Genomic DNA, 16,443 nt, shown 5'->3' on the forward strand with positions numbered 1-16,443 from the left:
TCAATACCCTTGACTTTGAATTTGAATGTCCTGCGCCCGAATGGCCGACAGCACAGCAGCGTTTTGGCGCATCAGCAAGCCCAAGTCAGAGCCGCAACCAATGTAGTCAAACCCGGCCGCCCGGTACAAGGCCACCGCCTCGGGCGTGCCGCCCACGGTGCCCACGGGCTTGCCCACCTGGTGACAGCGCTTCACGCCATCGGCCATCAGCGCCACCACCTCGGGGTGCAACAAATCTCCCACATGGCCCATGGCGCCGCTCAAATCACCCGGCCCCATGAAGATCGAATCGACGCCCGGTACGGACGCAATTTCTTCAATGCAGGCCATGGACTCTGGGGTTTCAACTTGCACAATGACGCTCACCCCCGCGTTGGCCACCTTGAAATAGTCCTTGACCGTGCCAAATCGGGAGGCGCGGCTCATGCCTGCCATGCCACGCGAACCCTCGGGGGCGTATTTGGCGGCAGACACCGCCCGCCGGGCCTCTTCAGCCGACTGAACAAAGGGAAACATCACCGTCTGCACGCCGGCATCTAGCACCCGCTTGACCATCACGGCGTCATTCCACGGCACGCGGGTGATGGGCACCATGGGGGTGCCCGCCACGGCCTGCAGCAGATAGATGATCTCCATCATGTCCAGTGGTGTGTGTTCCATGTCCAGCACCGCCCAGTCGTAACCGGCGCAGCCCATGGCCTCGGCCACCACCGGACTGGCCGACATGACCCAGGAACCGACCGGGTAGCCGGCAGGCAGGTCTTTGCGCGCCAACAAGGTTTTGAAAGGGTTGTTCATCAGAAAATCACCGGTTCAGGGGTAGGCGAATTGCCCTGCAAAAAGTCGAAGTCGCAGCCTTCATGCGCCTGGGTCACATGCTGCTGGTACAAGCGAGTGAAGCCACGCATTGGCAAGGCTGAGGTGGGTATCCAGGCGGCCCGCCGGGCCTCCAGCTCTTCGGCCGACACCTCCAAATGCAGGCGTCGCTGCGCCACATCCAGGTCAATCATGTCGCCTGTTCGCACCAGCGCCAGCGGTCCACCGACCGCACTTTCAGGAGAAATATGCAGCACGCAGGTGCCGTAGTGCGTGCCGCTCATGCGGGCATCACTCAGGCGCAACATGTCGCGCACACCTTGTTTGAGCAGCTTGGCGGGAATGGGCAAATTGCCCCACTCCGGCATGCCGGGTGCGCCCACGGGGCCAGCATTGCGCAGCACCAACACGGTGTTTTCGTCGCAATCCAGGGCCTCGTCAGCCATGGCCTTGAGCATCTCGGGTTGGTTGTCAAACACCAAGGCCGGGCCCCGGTGCTTCAGCAGCTTTTCACTGGCGGCACTGGGCTTGATGACCGCACCGTTGGGCGCCAAGTTACCTTTCAACACGGCCAAAGCGCCGGCATGACTCACCGGGCGGTCCAGCGGACGAATCACATCGGGATCCAGCACCTCGGCTTTCGACAGGTTTTGCGCCACCGTGCTGCCTGCCACCGTGAGTTCGGTGGTGGACAAAAAGGGTTCAATGACTTTCATCAACGCAGGCAGGCCACCGGCGTAATAAAAATCTTCCATCAAGCGGTCACCACTGGGAAACAAGTTGGCCAACACGGGCACCGTTTGCGCCATGGCATCCAGATCATCCAGGCTCAGTTCAATGCCCAGGCGCCCTGCCATGGCTATGACGTGCACCGCTGCGTTGGTGGAGCCGCCCAGCGCCATCTGCACGGCCAAGGCATTTTGAAACGAGCCACGCGTCACCACGCGGGAGGGCTTCAGGTCTTGCCACACCATCTCGACAATACGCTCGCCACAGGTGGTGGCCATGCGGGTGTGGGCCGAGTCCATGGCGGGGATGCTGCTGGCACCGGGCAAAGTCAGGCCCAGTGCTTCCACCATGCCGGTCATGGTCGAGGCCGTGCCCATGGTGTTGCAGGTGCCGGGGGCGCGCGTCATGCGGCTCTCCAGATGCTGCAGCTCGGCAGCATCAATCTTTCCCGCCTGGTAGTCGTCCCAGAAAATGCGGGTGTGGGTGCCTGCGCCAATGCTGCGCGAGACACCGTCTTTGACGTAGCGGTCATTGAGCATGGGCCCGGCAGGAACAAACAGTGTGGGAATGTCCATGCTGAACGCGCCCATGAGGGTGCCCGGCGTCGTCTTGTCACACCCAGCCAAGATCACCACACCATCGCAAGGCAGGCTGCGCAACAGCTCTTCCACTTCCATGGCGAGAAAGTTGCGGTACAGCATGGTGGTGGGCTTGACCATGACCTCACCCAAACTCATGGCGGGCAGCTCTACCGGGTAGCCACCGGCGGCCAAAATGCCTTTTTTGACCGACTCCACCCGCTGGGGAAAGTGCGCGTGGCACGGTGACAGGTCGCTCCAGGTGTTGATGATCGCAATCATCGGGCGATTCATGACGTCTTCCCGGCGTGCGCCCTGCTGCTGCATGCGCTGTCGGTGTGCAAAGCCGCGCATGCCGGTGTCGGCAAACCAGCGGCGGCTGCGCAGTTCAGCCAGTGTTTTTCGATCGTTCAAGATAGTGATACACCTACGGTTGATTCAGATTAATAACAAGGACTTTATGTTAGCGCTAACATTAACGACAATCTGAGTAAAAATCATCATGGAAAACCCTGATTCACCCAAAATTGCTGTCACGTCGGTTGGCCGCCGTGGCCATGGCAAGGCCACTTTGGCTGACGTGGCTCGGCGCGCGGGCGTGACCACCATGACGGTGTCCCGCATGCTGCGTGAGCCCCACCGGGTGTCCGATGAAACGGGGGAGCGCATCCGCCAAGCCCTGGCCGACACGGGCTACTCGCCCAATAAGCAGGCTGGTGTTTTGGCCAGTGGCCGCTCTGCCATCGTGGCCGCCATCATTCCCAACGTCGCCAACTCCATCTTTGCCGAGACCGTGCAGGGCCTGTCTGATGTGTTGCAACCCGCCGGCTTGGAGTTGCTGCTGGCGTCCACCAACTACAGCCTGGAACGCGAAGAGGAACAGTTGCGCGCCGTGATGGGCTGGGCCCCAGCCGCTCTCGTGGTCACCGGGTTGCGCCACACAGACGGGGCCATGGCCCTGTTGCGACAGGCACAGGCCAGTGGCACGCCGGTCATCGAGATTTGGGAGAAAGATCCCGCAGAGGTGGAGTTCATCCAGATTGGCTTCAACCACCGCAGCGTGGGCCAAACCATGGCCCAACATCTGCTGGAGTGCGGTCACACCGACCTGGTTTATGTGGACAGTGGCGTGGAAGAAGACTTTCGCGCCCATGAGCGCGGCGAGGGATTTGCGGCGACGGCCGAGCGGGCCGGCGCCACGGTGCGCATCATCAGGGCCGAGCGTGGCGAACCGATGGCGGCGGGACGAAAAGCCTTGCTGGGACTAGACCCGGCCCAATTGCCCCACGGCATGGCCTTTGCCAACGATCACTTGGCTGCTGGTGCGTGGTTGCAAGCGCAGGAGGCCGGCATTCATGTGCCCACTGATCTGGCCTTGCTCGGGTTTGGCGACTTCCCCATCGCCGGCCAGTTGGGCGGTGGCATCAGCACGATGGCGGCACCCCGCTATGACATTGGTCAAAACGCCGGCCTGAAAATATTGAGCGACCTGGACTTAAAACCGTTGTGCAACGGCGTCTCAAACTCTCTCAAGCCGACGTTGATTATGCGCAACACCACCCGGCTGCCGCCTAAATCAAGCTGACCAGCGCCATCACCAGGGAAATGGTCACCACGCCAATGACCGTCGAAACGGCCAGGCTGGCGGTGATGAGGTCCTGAGCGACTTCGTACTTCTGGGAAAACATGAATACATTGGCGCCTATCGGCAAAGCGGCGGCCACAATCATCACGCTCAGAGGCAGGCCGTGCATGCCCGCGGCCCACCCCACAGCCGCCATGATGGCGGGAAACACCAAATTTTTGATCAAGCTCAGCCCCAAGGCGGCCTTGAGCTGCTTACCGACTCGCCCATTCGTGATGGTCACCCCCACCAGCACCAGCGCCAGCGGGCCAAAGGCATTGCCCAGCAATTGCAGCGGTTTGTCCACCACCTCGGGCACCACCAGCCCCGTCTGCGCAAACAGCAGTCCCACAATGATGGGCAGCGGCACCGGGTGAATGATGCCGTTGCGCATCGCCGTCAAAATGGTGCGAAACATCGGGCGCCCGGCCGCAGCGCCGCTCGCCGCGTCCTCGCGGGCCACGGACAACTCCAGCACCACTGTAGCCATCGTCAACAGCACCAGCGCATGCACGGAAATCAAGGTGAACAAGGTGATTAGTCCCGCCTCACCGTAGGCCAGTCCGATCAGCGGGGTACCAATCACCAGCGTGTTGCTGAAGGTGGCGCCCAGCCCCAACACGGCAGCCCGTCGGGTCGCACCTTTCCAGAAGAACATGGCAAAAAACAGAATCGCAGCGGCCACAAAGTACATGGCCACCGGTTTGAAATTGAGGTCTTCCACATGCACCGTGCTCATGGTTCGAAACAGCAAGGCTGGCGTCAACACCATAAAAACCAGATTTGAGAGATCTTTTGTGGCCTCAGCCCTTATCCAACCTGCACGACCAGCTATAAAACCAATAGCAATCAACAGCATCACGGGCAAGAGTGCGGAGAGGACAGGGTTGTTCACGGGCAGGCAATCAAAAGGGTCAGAGCAGGTTGTTGCTTATTTTCACCGGCTTTTTCGGTCAAGGTGCCCCGGTCACCCCCAACTCGTTGCGCAGGGATGGTCACCGTTGTCCTCGGCATGCAGCACATCTGACAAAACGCATTGATAAGATTCCTCAACTGCCTAAAATAGACCAAAATTCGCGGTATTTCCGGTCTTCTTGTGCGATTCCGGGCGCTTTCCCAAAGATGCGTGGAGACATCGGGGCGAAATGGTTCAACCTGCGTCAGCCACATTGCAGCCAGGGAGGGTTTAGTTTGTCCAATCTGCCCGTCACCCGCCGGCCCGTCAAGACTGCGACCTCTCACGCCACTCCGCCCCTCAGCGAGCTGGCAGGGGTGACACAGAAACTGATTTTGGATCGGTTCTCACCGGCGGCAATTCTGGTCAATGCTGACAACGCGGTGCTGTACCACTGCGGCCCCACTGAAATTTTTTTGCTGCGCCGACGCGGTGTGCCGGTGAAGAACTTATTGCTCATGGTCCGCGAAGGACTGCACGCGCGGCTGCGCGACGCCCTGAACGAGGCCGCTGCCACCCAAGTGACTGTGGTCACGACGGGCGCTCGAATACGGTGCGCCCAGGGCTATATGCCGGTCGAGATCACGGTCACGCCGCACTCCAGCGGAAAGTCGGGCACCTTGTATTTGGTGGTACTGCGCCAGCAAGGCCAAGCCTCGGCCCTGCCCGCTGCCGACACGGCCGAGGCCACGCTGGTTCGTCACCTGGAAGAAGTCGTGCAGGCCACCCGGGACGACCAGCAAACCACCATTGAGCGCTTTGAAATTGCCGCAGAGAACCTCAAATCCACCAATGACCAACTGACGTCGATCAACCTGAAGCTCGGCGCGAAGCTACACGCACTGGCTGCCTCCGAGCAAGAACTCAAAAGCTTGTTTGATAGCGGCAACATGGCCACACTTTGCATCAATCGTACGTTTCGTATCCAACGATTCACCCCGGCGGTCACAGCGTTTGTTCCGTTTTTGCCCAGTGATCGGGGTCGACCGCTGGGCGACTTCTCACTGACTCAAGCCGGTCATGCATTAATGGACACTGCCGTTGCCGTCATGTCCAGCCAAACGTCACATCAGTTGGTTTACCAAATGGTCACCACGCCCCAGCCGAGTCAAAGCGGGCGTCGGATTTTGCGTCGTGTGTCGCCCTATTTCAACGGGAAATCTCAGGTGGACGGCGTCGTCATCTCCTTCACCGACATCACAGACATCTCCGAAGCCGGGCACTCAACCCACCCGGACAACGGGGCCAACCTGGACCTCACCGAGTCGCGGGCTCAAACTGACCGATTGCGCACCCTTTCAGCGGCACTCGCTGTGGCTGAAGCACGTGAGCGCCGCTCCTTGGCCCAGGACCTGCATGACGATTTGGGGCAGATGCTGGCCTTGATCAAGCTCAAGATTGCAACCATGGGCAAGTTGCCCGTTCCCGATTTCATGCAGATTGCCATGGATGACTGTGCCAAGGCCGTGGATCAAGCCAACCGCCGAGTGCGCGTGATGGCGTTTCAACTCAGCCCGCCCATGCTGGACGAACTGGGTTTGCCAGCGGCCATGGAGTGGATGGCCGACGAAATGCACAAAATGTACAAACTCGACGTGGTCGCCGAGGACGATGGCAAGCCCAAACCACTTGACCCCGATGTAAGCGCCACCCTGTTTCGCGCCATTCGGGAGCTGCTAATCAACACCGCCAAACACGCCGATGTCGCTCACGCCGTCGTGCGCACCGAGCGCACCAAAGACCAGCAACTGCTCGTCACAGTCAGCGACGCTGGCGCAGGATTTGACCCCGATCAGGCCCTGGCCACCAACGGTCAGGGCGGATTTGGTTTGCTGAGTGTGCGTGAGCGCATTCAATTGATGGGTGGCGAAGTCAGCATTCGCAGCAACCCGGGTGACGGCACCACGGTGTTCATCAAGGTTCCACTGCTGGCCGCCCACGCGTCAGACAACAAGGGCTAGGAGCTGTCACCATGCCCATTCGCGTCTTGCTGGTTGATGATCACACCATGTTCAGGGAAGCGCTTTGTTTGATGCTGGCCAGAGAACCCGAGGTTGAAGTGGTGGGCGAGCTGGGCAATGGGTCGCAAGTTCTTCAAACCGTGGCAAGACTCCTGCCGGACGTGCTGGTGATTGACATCAGCATGCCCGAAGTGAACGGAATTCAGGCCACGCGCCAGGTGCGCGCCCAATTCCCCCAGGTGCATGTGGTTGCGTTGTCAGCCTTCAACTACCAGAAATTTGTCATGGAAATGATGGAAGCCGGGGCAACCGCCTATGTGGTGAAGTCTGCTGCGGGCGATCAATTGCTTCAAGCCATTAAAAGTGCTGCGCAAGGAAAAATCTTTCTGTGCCCGGAAGCCACCGCGACCCTGATAGAAGCCAGTCGACGTGGTCACAAAGGCTCAATGGGCCCTCGGGACAACAAACGCCTGGGGCGGCGCGAAACGGAGGTGCTTCGCCTGCTTGCCGACGGTTTAACGTCTCCTCAAATTGCCGAAGAGTTGCACATTGCCACCAGCACTGTGGACGTGCATCGTCGCAACATCATGTTTAAACTGGATTTGCACAATGTGGCCGAACTCACCAAATATGCAATTCGAACCGGGCTCACCAGTGTGTGATGGCATCCGACAAGATCGCTCAATTCGGGGACCTGTTTGAGGCAAATCAGGTATTCTTGCGCTGTATGACCTTTGTGACCCGCACTCTTGGAATGCCGTCCTGCAGCTTTGAAAAAGGCCGCTTGACGACCTCTTGCAAGGACGAAAGCCGCACTGAGATTGGCCACAACAGCGGAGGTATCGCAGAGTGTGCGCGGCAGAATCTGGCCCGACAAGAGACAGAACGAGGGTGTTATGGGCCTGTTTGACACCCTGCGCAATTCCCTGAGCCGCAAGAGGGGCCGTACCGAGCCGCCCCGAAACGGCTCAGCGACCAAAAACTCCTTGAAAGCGAGCCGAAAACTTCTGGCGTCCACGCTCAATGAGCTGAAAATCGGCCTGGAAATCTGGGATGCCAACGACCGGCTCGTGCTTTACAACAAGAGCGTCAACCACGTTCTGGCGGACTTTCACATCCCGGATCACATTGGTCAGTCCTATGAAGCCTTGATGCGTGGCAATTTGCGGCGCCACCTGATTCCAGCCGCCATCGGTTGCGAAGACCAGTGGCTGACTCAGCACCTGGCCCAGCGCCACAATGCAGGGGACGCCGAGCTTCAAGAGCTTGCCGGTGACGTCTGGGTCAATGTTCAGCACACGCGCCCCCCCGACGGGTATTTGATTTCAGCACGGGTCAATGTGACGGACATGGTTCGCCGGGGAAAAACGCTGGAAGCCACCAACCAGATTCTGACCAAGCAGACTTCCACCGATGGCCTGACAGGCCTGGCCAACCGGCGCAGTTTTGATCAGGCGCTTGACGTTGAGTGGCAACGCGCGAGTCGCGCCCAGTTGCCACTCAGTCTTTTGATGGTCGACATTGACCATTTCAAAAATTTTAATGACCACTACGGTCATTTGGCCGGCGATGAGTGCCTGCGGCGAGTCGCCAACGCGTTGGGAGACTGTGTGCGTCGCGCGGGCGAGATGGCCGTGCGCTACGGTGGCGAAGAATTTGTGCTGCTGCTACCTGGCGCCGACGATGCCCACGCGTGTGAAACCGCCCAAAAATGCCTGGACCGCCTTCGCCGCGAGGCCATGCCCCATGCTGCCTCGCCAACCGCGAAGAATGTGACCATCAGCATTGGCGTCGCCACTGTGGTTCCAAGTTCCGGCACGAATGCCAAACTGTTGGTCAATACGGCTGATGCGGCCATGTACCGGGCAAAAACAGGGGGTCGCGCCCGCTATGAATCAGCCAGCCAAGAAGATTGGGACATCGACCCGGACACGCCCCGCAGCCGCCCCGTTCCGCTGAGCTGACGACGGCGCGCTCACCCCAAAAGATCAGTGAGCCTGATCCCAATTCGCGCCCACTCCGACCTCGGCTAATAGAGGCACTTTAAGATTGGCCACCCCGGCCATCAAACGAGGAATTTCGTGCTTAACCCACTCAACCTCGGCCTCAGGCACCTCAAACACCAATTCGTCGTGTACCTGCATGATCATGCGGGTACCACGCTTTTCCTCATCCAGTACCTGTTGCACCTTCACCATGCTGAGCTTGATCAGGTCGGCCGCCGTTCCCTGCATGGGGGCGTTGATGGCCGCCCGCTCTGCGCCGGCGCGACGGGGGCCGTTGGGTGAATTGATCTCCGGCAGGTAAAGGCGCCGTCCAAATACGGTCTCCACATAGCCCTGTGCCTTGGCGGTCTGGCGGGTGTGGTCCATGTAGTTTTTGACGCCGGGGTAGCGGTCAAAGTAGCGCTGGATATAGTTTTTGGCGGCCGTGTTGTCAATGCTCAAGGCGCGCGCCAGCCCGTAGGCACTCATGCCGTAAATCAGGCCAAAGTTGATGACCTTGGCGTAGCGGCGCTGCTCGGTGGTGACCTCCCCCGTGCCAATGCCAAAAATCTCGGCGGCTGTGGCGCGGTGCACGTCCATGCCATCGTGAAATGCCAGCACCAGCGCGGCATCGCCGCTGATGTGGGCCATGATTCGAAGTTCGATCTGGCTGTAATCTGCGCTGGCAATCACACACCCCGCTGGCGCCACAAAGGCTTCGCGCACACGACGCCCCTCCGGGGTGCGAATCGGGATGTTCTGCAAATTGGGATCGTTGCTGGACAAACGCCCAGTCACAGCCACGGCCTGCGCATAGTGGGTGTGCACCCGCCCGGTCCGCGGGTGGGCAAGCTGGGCCAGCTTGTCGGTGTACGTGCCCTTCAGCTTGGCCAAGCCCCGGTGCTCCAGAATTTTGGCGGGTAGCGGAAAATCTTCCGCCAGTTTTTCCAGCACCTCTTCATCGGTACTGGGGGCGCCGGTGGCAGTTTTCTTGACGATGGGGAGGCCGAGCTTGGTGAAGAAAATTTCGCCAATTTGTTTGGGACTACTCAGGTTGAAGGGTTGTCCTGCCAACGCGTGGGCTTCCGTCTCCAACTGCAAAATCCGGGCGCCCAACTCGTGACTTTGCGCCGCCAAGGTGGGCGCGTCAATCAAGACCCCGTTGCGCTCGATGCGGTAAAGCGACTCGCTGCTGGTAATTTCCAGCTCGTAGACAAAGCGCAACTTGTCATCCGCCTCCAGTTGCGGCCACAACGCCAAGTGCACGTCCAGTGTCTGGTCAGAGTCTTCACACGAATATTCAGCTGCTTTGGCAATGTCCACCTGGTCAAAGCAAATCTGGTTTACCCCTTTGCCGCACAAATCCTCAAAACTGATGCCGCTGCGCCCCAGGTGGCGCTCCGCCAGGCTGGACAGCCCATGAGGTTTGTGCACCTCCAGCACGTAGCTCTGCAGCATGGTGTCGTGGGCGTAGCCCTGCACCTCAATACCGTGGTTGGCAAAGACGTGGCGGTCGTACTTGATGTTTTGCCCCAACTTCTTCTTGGCGCCGTTTTCCAGCCAAGGCTTGAGTTTGGCCAACACTTCCTCGCGCGGCAACTGCTCAGGCGCATCCGGGTAGCGGTGGGCCACCGGAATATAAGCCGCCTCGCCAGGCTTCACGCTGAAGCTGATACCCACAATTTCGGCCCGCATTTCGTCCAACGAGGTCGTTTCGGTGTCCACGGCCACCAAGTCAGCGGCCTCGACGGTCGCCAGCCATTGGTCAAACGTTGCCCAGGTCAACACGGTTTCGTAGGCCACATTGCTGACCTGGCTCACAGGCGCCGTGGCCGACTCGTCGGGGCTGTCAAACAAGTCCGGCTCGCGCGCTGCATTTTTGGAAGCGCCAGCGCCAGCCCCTGCCTTGACCGTGGCATTGCCTGCGGACGTGGTCCCCAGAGCCCTGGCCAAGCCCTTGAAGCCATATTCTTCATAAAATACCGCCAAAGCCCCCGTATTCATGGCGCCAGTAGCTATTGAATCCATAGCAGGAAGATCGGGCAACCAGGCTTTCAAATCACAATCGGTCTTCATGCTGACCAGCTGGCGCGCCATGGGCAGCCAGTCCAGCGCGTTGCGCAGATTCTCTCCCACCACGCCCTTGATCTCGTGGGCGTGGGCCACCACCTCGTCCAAAGATCCGTAGTGCTGCAACCACTTGGCGGCCGTTTTCGGCCCCACTTTGGGCACGCCGGGCACGTTGTCAACGGCATCGCCCACCAGCGCCTGGTAGTCCACCATCAATCGGGCAGGCACGCCGAATTCGGCTTCCACACCGGCTTCGTCGCGGCGACGGCCGTTCATGGTGTCAATGATGGTGATGTGCGAATTGACCAACTGCGCCAAGTCTTTGTCCCCACTACTCACAATGACTTGAACCCCCTGACCGGCGGCCGTCACGGCCAAGGTGGCAATGACGTCATCGGCTTCCACGCCGGGCACGTCCAGGACCTTCCAGCCCATCAGGCGAACCACTTCGTGAATGGGTTCAATCTGGGCCCGCAAGTCGTCTGGCATGGGGGAGCGATGCGCCTTGTACTCGGGGTACAAATCGTCCCGGAAGGTGGGGCCCTTGGCATCAAACACGCAAGCTGCAAAGTCTGCAGGCACGTCTTTACGCAGGCTTTGCAGCATATTGATCATGCCGCGAATGGCCCCCGTGGGCGCGCTGGTCGCGTCGCCCGGCACGGCCCGCAAGTCCGGCATGGCATGAAAAGCACGGTAAAGGTAGCTGGAACCGTCCACCAGCAGCAGGGTTTTGGGCTTGTTTTGAGAGTCGTTCATAGGAGCATTTTGCCTGCGAGCAGGGGGGCGGGGGTGGTTCTACAATTGCCCCATGCGCCTAGCCCTCCTCCTCCCCCTACTTCTCACCTTGATCAGCCCCAGCTGGGCTCAGACTCCCGCCCCTCAGGCGGCGCCCAGCACGGCGATCGAAAAACGCACCGAGCGTATTCGCATTGAAGACGCCGGCAGCCGCATTGACGAGTTGCGGGTGGGTGGAGAAACCAAAACCATCACCGTTCAACCCAAAGGCGGCATGCCCTCCTATGACGTGAAACCCGACAGCGGCGAGCGCAGCTGGAAAATTCTGGGTTTTTGAGCGATGGCGGTTTACACAGAAGTTACTGAAAAAGAAGCCGCTGCCCTGCTCAAGCAACTCAAGCTGGGCGACCTGACCCAGATGAAGGGTTGCTCTGGCGGCATCGAGAACACCAATTACTTTGTCTCCACCGAGTTGGACGGGCAAACGAACGACTACGTGCTCACCCTGTTCGAGCGGCTGAGCTTTGAGCAACTGCCGTTTTACCTGCGCTTGATGAAGCACCTGGCGACGCACGGCATTCCCGTGCCCGACCCAACAGCCAATGCCAAGGGCGAGTTGGTGCTGGAGCTAAAAGGCAAACCCGCATCGGTCGTGAGCAAACTGACCGGTGGCAGCGAACTCAAACCGACCGCAGCCCACTGCGCGGCCGTTGGGGCCACGCTGGCCAAGATGCACCTGGCGGGTCGAGATTTCGAGTTGTCGCAGCCCAATTTGCGCGGATTGAGCTGGTGGAATGAAACCGTTCCAGTCGTACTGCCCTATTTGACAGCGGCGCAAGTTCAACTGATTCAAAGCGAGTTGGCCTATCAAAATCATGTGGCCCAGTCGTCCGCCTACAAGGCGCTGCCTTGCGGCCCCATTCACGCCGATCTGTTTCGGGACAATGTGATGTTCGACACCGTGAACGGGCAACCCCACCTGACCGGCTTCTTTGACTTTTATTTCGCCGGCGTCGATGCGTGGCTGTTTGACATTGCGGTCACCTTGAACGATTGGTGTATTGACTTGACCACAGGTGCCCATGATGCAGAGCGGGCGCAGAACTTCATGGCCGCCTACGGCACCGTGCGCCCCCTGACCGCCGCCGAGCGCGAACTGCTGCCCGCCATGTTGCGCGCCGGCGCCCTTCGTTTCTGGATTTCCCGCTTGTGGGACTACCACTTACCCCGAGAAGCCAGCATGCTCCAAGCCCACGACCCCAGCCACTTTGAGCGAGTGCTGCGCGGTCGCGTCAGCCCGGCGCTGTCCATGAACGACCTAGCGACAACCGCATGAAACTCAAAGTTGTACCAGCCCGCACAGGCGCCTTGTGGGTCAAACTCGGAATCCAGACCTTTTTCAAGCAGCCCTTGGCCTTGGCCGGTCTCTTTTTCATGTTCATGGCCATCATGACGGTGGCCAGTCTGGTTCCGTGGATTGGTTTCATGTTGGCCATGACTTTCCTGCCAGCCGCCACGCTGGGCCTGATGGCTGCCACACGGGAGGCCACACAAGGCCGCTTTCCCATGCCTGTTATTTTGGTCGCGGCTTTTCGCGCCGGCAAAAGCGAGGCTCGCGCCATGCTGACCTTGGGCGGCCTTTATTCATTGGGCTTTCTGGTCGCCATTGGCGCCTCCTGGCTGGTTGACGACGGCGATTTTGCCCGCGTTTACCTCGGTGGCAGCATGCCTGAACGTGAGGTCTTGCTGGAAGGCAACTTTCAATCGGCCATGTGGGTGTTCATTGGCCTGCACATGCCTTTATCGCTGTTGTTCTGGCATGCGCCAGCGCTGGTGCATTGGCATGGGCTGACACCGGCCAAAAGCCTGTTCTTTAGCATCGTGGCTTGCCTTCGCAATTTTTGGGCCTTTGTGGTGTTTGGTCTGAGCTGGATCGGAGTGCTGATGCTGCTGGTTCTCGCCATCACCCTCGTGGCCACCCTGCTGGGCAGCCCGGCGCTGGCCGGAGACCTGATGCTGCCACTTCTCATGGTGATGGTCTCCATGTTCTTCACCTCGCTCTACTTCAGTTTTCGCGACTGCTTTGAGTTGCCCGACGACATCGTCGAAATCAAGTCCTAACCAAGAAGCCCCTGCCACGGGGGCTCTCTGTGCTTGCTTCCCATTGACGGGGTGTCATACCGGCGTCACAGCAGATTTATAGACTGCGCAGAGCCAATGTCGGCTTCTGCACATTTGTAACTGCTGAGCCATGAACAATTCATTCAATCTTTCCGTCAGCGCCACCCGCCACACCAACCACAGCGTCAGACCACAACGGGTTTTGGCCACCACCTTGGCCGACTGGGGCCGCCCACTGCCCGGCAACATCGATCTGGATGACCACGACACGCCCCGCGCTCGCCGCTGCTGCAGCCTGCTGTCGCGCACCACTCGCCCGGCATCAACACGATTTCATCTCTGAAATCACCCCGCCCTCGCCAGCTGGTGCGGAATGCCACTGATCTTTCCACTATCGGCCACTAAACATTTCACTGTTTCCGCTTCGCCAATTTATTCAGTCTTTGCAGCACGTCACGGCTTCGTGCGCCGTGCATGAGCTATCTCGCGGCTAGGTGAGCGGCTAGTACCTTGCATTCCGCCGAGAGTTGCGTGGCAATCGTGATTCCGCAAGCTGTCATTCGCAACAAACGGCTGGATGTCTCAAAAAGACACATTGCAGTCGGTCACTCGGCGCTTTTATAAGTCAAGTACGCAGCGTTTGCTGACGCTCGCCATCGGCTGCTTTCTGGAAGTTCAATTTCAAATTTTTCCCGACTATCTAGGAATCATTTATGGCTGCCATGCTTGGTGCCCGAAGCGACCGGATGGTTAGTGGTGGAGGAAAAGCGGAGCTGATTCTTGGGAGCACGATTGGACGTTGACCCTCAAGGTTGCCGACGAGCACAAAATTAGCTTCTACCTGGACCAACGCGAAAGGGGACCCGTAAGAAACCACTAAACCGGGTTCTTAGCCTGTAGATCTGGTCCGTACGAGCCAAGCGATACGTCCGTTGTATTTTTACTATGCTGGCAACATTAACAATATTGCTATTATTGCTCTTGTGTGCAATAATGGCAATATTGCCAATATGGAGTACTCATGGAAAATCAATCAACCTCAGCTAGCCGCAGCCCAGTCTTCCCGCTCCCTTTCACTCGCGAGCAATTGCGGATAGACATCCAGAACATTGTGTTGCTGGAGATGAGAAAGCTGCGGCACATGTCGGCTGAAGACGCTCCTTTACCCATGCTTGACCCTGTTCATTCGTTTCAGTTTTGGGACGCAGGTTGTACCCCTGACGAAATCGGCATAACTTACGAGCAGGCATCGAAGTTTGCCATTGCCCCCGTATGTGAAGATTATTTTGATTACGGTTTCTACGCCGTAACGGGCACTCGAAGCGACGATTTCAAATGGGACTCAATTCATACGTGGATTGCCGCATATCTAGTCGATTTATTCAAATCAAACTATGTCGCGGAATGGGACCCGGGCGAGGGGCACAAAGGGCTACAGGATGGAATAAAGCGCTGCCTTTACCTGTGTGAACTAGCAAACGCCCGCTTGATCCTGGAAGGCAAAGAGGACTTCTATCACTTTAGCTATGCAGGTAAAGATGAAGATGGCCGTATTGGAGACCTATCCATCAGGCAATTGGCCATGCTCTCTGGTATGGAAGAGATGTCTTTGCGTTCTTACATCAGCCGTAAGACGGCACCAATTCTCGAAATTTCCAAAAATGATCGCCGGACCTACATTACTTCAGAGGTCGCCAAGCAATGGCTTATTGATAAGGGCAGGTATCTTCCTGTGCAAACAGGACGTATATCGGCCGAACTTGACCTCTCCACTTCGAAGTTTTCCAGCTTCGACGAATTCACTTCGATGTTGTGTGACCGCTTGGCTTTCATCGGCGAAAAATCTCAAGACCGTGCGGCATTGACGGACGCGGTTACGACTGCACTAAGAGCGTGTCGCATTGACGATTTATACGGACTGAACCACGAACACATAAAAAACAGCGGGTTGATGGAACAACTGGCCACGCTTTTGGAACTTCCCGCCAATCTCTTAAAGCTCCGCGCCAGAGAGGCTGCGCTCAAGTCTGAAATCTCTAACTGCCAGTGGCAGCTAAACCAGCTTCAACAGCAATCCGCCTCCTGACATCCCCCGAATTTCTTGTCCAACCGAAACCCTAGGAGTAACCGTCATGCAAATCAGCAAACATGCTCAAAAACGGTCGAAGCAACGGGCCATTCCGCCAATGTTGCTTGATCTACTTTTACAGTTCGGCTCCTGTGAGCGAGCCGGGGCAGGTGTTTCCAAGATGTTTTTCGACAAATTATCCAGGCGCCGAGTCAAGGCCTACGCAGGACCTTTGGCTAGTCTTCTCAACGATCACCTGGATGTCTATGCCGTGGTGTCTGATGACCTCAAGGTCATAACAGCTGGGCATCGAACCCAACGGATTGCCGGTCATTGATCTCACAGATCCAATACTTTACCAACAACAGGGAGTTCAGGCTTATGCAAACATCGGCTGCCACGGGATACGAAGTTGCCATTTTTCTCACTTCACTCATTGAGAAAAGCGGAAAGACGCGCAAGGAAATAGCCAACGAAGCAGGGCTTGGAAAACCAAACATGATCAGTATGCTCAAGAGTGGCGAAACTAAACTCCCACTGGCAAAACTTGGCTCATTTGCAAAGGCAGTCAACACGGATCCTGCCCATCTTCTGAAGCTGTGTCTGCGTGAGTATTACCCCGATGTCTGGGACGCAATCAAAAGCCATCTTGATGCCGCAGTGACATCTGATGAATTGCGCATGGTCAGAGCTTTGCGTTCTGCCGCCGGCGGACCGTACCTAGCTTGTCTGCGCACCGAGGAACGAGAACGCCTAGATGAGTTTCTGAACATCATTGCCCAGTCCTCAACGACTCACTAA

The 16,443-nt window shown here is 58.2% G+C and carries 15 protein-coding genes; 11 read left to right on the forward strand and 4 right to left on the reverse strand.

Annotated elements, in window-relative coordinates; all coding sequences use genetic code 11:
- Both J8G15_RS08430 and J8G15_RS08435 read right to left on the reverse strand, forming a co-directional pair.
- Nucleotides 1-798: an HpcH/HpaI aldolase/citrate lyase family protein gene (locus J8G15_RS08430; RefSeq protein WP_210547046.1), complete on the reverse strand. Its 798-nt coding sequence runs from the start codon at nt 796-798 to the stop codon at nt 1-3.
- Nucleotides 798-2,477 carry an IlvD/Edd family dehydratase gene (locus J8G15_RS08435; protein WP_240538549.1) on the reverse strand — a complete coding sequence of 560 codons (1,680 nt, stop codon included), beginning with the start codon at nt 2,475-2,477 and terminating at the stop codon, nt 798-800. The genes J8G15_RS08430 and J8G15_RS08435 overlap by 1 nt, the downstream gene beginning before the upstream one ends.
- Nucleotides 2,478-2,625: 148 nt before the next feature.
- On the opposite strand from J8G15_RS08435, the gene J8G15_RS08440 reads away from it, so the two are divergent.
- On the forward strand, nt 2,626-3,708 hold the full coding sequence (locus J8G15_RS08440; RefSeq protein ID WP_210547047.1) for a LacI family DNA-binding transcriptional regulator: 1,083 nt from the start codon (nt 2,626-2,628) through the stop codon (nt 3,706-3,708).
- On the opposite strand, the gene J8G15_RS08445 is transcribed toward J8G15_RS08440, so the two are convergent.
- Nucleotides 3,695-4,642: an AEC family transporter gene (locus tag J8G15_RS08445; protein WP_210547048.1), complete on the reverse strand. Its 948-nt coding sequence runs from the start codon at nt 4,640-4,642 to the stop codon at nt 3,695-3,697. The two genes, J8G15_RS08440 and J8G15_RS08445, sit on opposite strands and share 14 nt — an antisense overlap.
- Before the next feature lie 296 nt (nt 4,643-4,938).
- Here J8G15_RS08445 and J8G15_RS08450 point away from each other — a divergent pair, with 296 nt between their 5' ends.
- From J8G15_RS08450 to J8G15_RS08460, 3 genes are all read left to right on the forward strand, one after another.
- A complete protein-coding gene (locus J8G15_RS08450; protein WP_210547049.1) occupies nt 4,939-6,663 on the forward strand; it encodes an ATP-binding protein in 1,725 nt (574 codons plus the stop codon).
- Nucleotides 6,664-6,674: 11 nt separating this feature from the next.
- Nucleotides 6,675-7,325, forward strand: a complete 651-nt coding sequence (locus J8G15_RS08455; RefSeq protein WP_210547050.1) for a response regulator transcription factor — start codon at nt 6,675-6,677, stop codon at nt 7,323-7,325.
- A gap of 234 nt (nt 7,326-7,559) precedes the next feature.
- A complete protein-coding gene (locus J8G15_RS08460; RefSeq protein ID WP_210547051.1) occupies nt 7,560-8,627 on the forward strand; it encodes a GGDEF domain-containing protein in 1,068 nt (355 codons plus the stop codon).
- 24 nt (nt 8,628-8,651) lie between these two features.
- On the opposite strand, the gene polA is transcribed toward J8G15_RS08460, so the two are convergent.
- Nucleotides 8,652-11,474 (reverse strand): DNA polymerase I, encoded by a 2,823-nt coding sequence (polA, locus tag J8G15_RS08465; protein WP_210547052.1) that lies wholly within the window; start codon nt 11,472-11,474, stop codon nt 8,652-8,654.
- Nucleotides 11,475-11,526: 52 nt separating this feature from the next.
- Between polA and J8G15_RS08470 the strand changes: the two genes are divergently transcribed.
- From J8G15_RS08470 to J8G15_RS08500, 7 genes are all read left to right on the forward strand, one after another.
- On the forward strand, nt 11,527-11,790 hold the full coding sequence (locus J8G15_RS08470; RefSeq protein ID WP_210547702.1) for a hypothetical protein: 264 nt from the start codon (nt 11,527-11,529) through the stop codon (nt 11,788-11,790).
- Between the two features lie 3 nt (nt 11,791-11,793).
- Nucleotides 11,794-12,789, forward strand: coding sequence for a homoserine kinase (locus tag J8G15_RS08475; RefSeq protein WP_210547053.1), 996 nt, complete (start codon nt 11,794-11,796; stop codon nt 12,787-12,789).
- Nucleotides 12,786-13,574 (forward strand): BPSS1780 family membrane protein, encoded by a 789-nt coding sequence (locus J8G15_RS08480; RefSeq protein WP_210547054.1) that lies wholly within the window; start codon nt 12,786-12,788, stop codon nt 13,572-13,574. The genes J8G15_RS08475 and J8G15_RS08480 overlap by 4 nt, the downstream gene beginning before the upstream one ends.
- Before the next feature lie 130 nt (nt 13,575-13,704).
- Nucleotides 13,705-13,917, forward strand: coding sequence for a hypothetical protein (locus J8G15_RS08485; protein ID WP_210547055.1), 213 nt, complete (start codon nt 13,705-13,707; stop codon nt 13,915-13,917).
- Between the two features lie 678 nt (nt 13,918-14,595).
- Nucleotides 14,596-15,660 carry a hypothetical protein gene (locus J8G15_RS08490; protein WP_210547056.1) on the forward strand — a complete coding sequence of 355 codons (1,065 nt, stop codon included), beginning with the start codon at nt 14,596-14,598 and terminating at the stop codon, nt 15,658-15,660.
- A 46-nt stretch (nt 15,661-15,706) separates the two neighbouring features.
- Nucleotides 15,707-15,979 carry a hypothetical protein gene (locus J8G15_RS08495; protein WP_240538487.1) on the forward strand — a complete coding sequence of 91 codons (273 nt, stop codon included), beginning with the start codon at nt 15,707-15,709 and terminating at the stop codon, nt 15,977-15,979.
- Nucleotides 15,980-16,023: 44 nt separating this feature from the next.
- Nucleotides 16,024-16,443, forward strand: a complete 420-nt coding sequence (locus J8G15_RS08500) for a helix-turn-helix transcriptional regulator (protein WP_210547057.1) — start codon at nt 16,024-16,026, stop codon at nt 16,441-16,443.

Origin of the sequence: Rhodoferax sp. PAMC 29310 (assembly GCF_017948265.1) — a bacterium.
In the GTDB taxonomy this organism is placed as follows: Bacteria; Pseudomonadota; Gammaproteobacteria; order Burkholderiales; family Burkholderiaceae_C; genus Rhodoferax.

What these genes read in the sequence shown, in the direction of transcription:
- J8G15_RS08490 (WP_210547056.1), top strand. Translation starts at nt 14,596, where the DNA reads ATGGAAAATCAATCAACCTCAGCTAGCCGCAGCCCAGTCTTCCCGCTC.
- J8G15_RS08470 (WP_210547702.1), top strand. Translation starts at nt 11,527, where the DNA reads ATGCGCCTAGCCCTCCTCCTCCCCCTACTTCTCACCTTGATCAGCCCC.
- J8G15_RS08480 (WP_210547054.1), top strand. Translation starts at nt 12,786, where the DNA reads ATGAAACTCAAAGTTGTACCAGCCCGCACAGGCGCCTTGTGGGTCAAA.
- J8G15_RS08475 (WP_210547053.1), top strand. Translation starts at nt 11,794, where the DNA reads ATGGCGGTTTACACAGAAGTTACTGAAAAAGAAGCCGCTGCCCTGCTC.
- J8G15_RS08500 (WP_210547057.1), top strand. Translation starts at nt 16,024, where the DNA reads ATGCAAACATCGGCTGCCACGGGATACGAAGTTGCCATTTTTCTCACT.
- polA (WP_210547052.1), bottom strand. Translation starts at nt 11,474, where the DNA reads ATGAACGACTCTCAAAACAAGCCCAAAACCCTGCTGCTGGTGGACGGT.
- J8G15_RS08460 (WP_210547051.1), top strand. Translation starts at nt 7,560, where the DNA reads ATGGGCCTGTTTGACACCCTGCGCAATTCCCTGAGCCGCAAGAGGGGC.
- J8G15_RS08485 (WP_210547055.1), top strand. Translation starts at nt 13,705, where the DNA reads ATGAACAATTCATTCAATCTTTCCGTCAGCGCCACCCGCCACACCAAC.
- J8G15_RS08430 (WP_210547046.1), bottom strand. Translation starts at nt 798, where the DNA reads ATGAACAACCCTTTCAAAACCTTGTTGGCGCGCAAAGACCTGCCTGCC.
- J8G15_RS08455 (WP_210547050.1), top strand. Translation starts at nt 6,675, where the DNA reads ATGCCCATTCGCGTCTTGCTGGTTGATGATCACACCATGTTCAGGGAA.
- J8G15_RS08495 (WP_240538487.1), top strand. Translation starts at nt 15,707, where the DNA reads ATGCAAATCAGCAAACATGCTCAAAAACGGTCGAAGCAACGGGCCATT.
- J8G15_RS08435 (WP_240538549.1), bottom strand. Translation starts at nt 2,477, where the DNA reads ATGCGCGGCTTTGCACACCGACAGCGCATGCAGCAGCAGGGCGCACGC.
- J8G15_RS08440 (WP_210547047.1), top strand. Translation starts at nt 2,626, where the DNA reads ATGGAAAACCCTGATTCACCCAAAATTGCTGTCACGTCGGTTGGCCGC.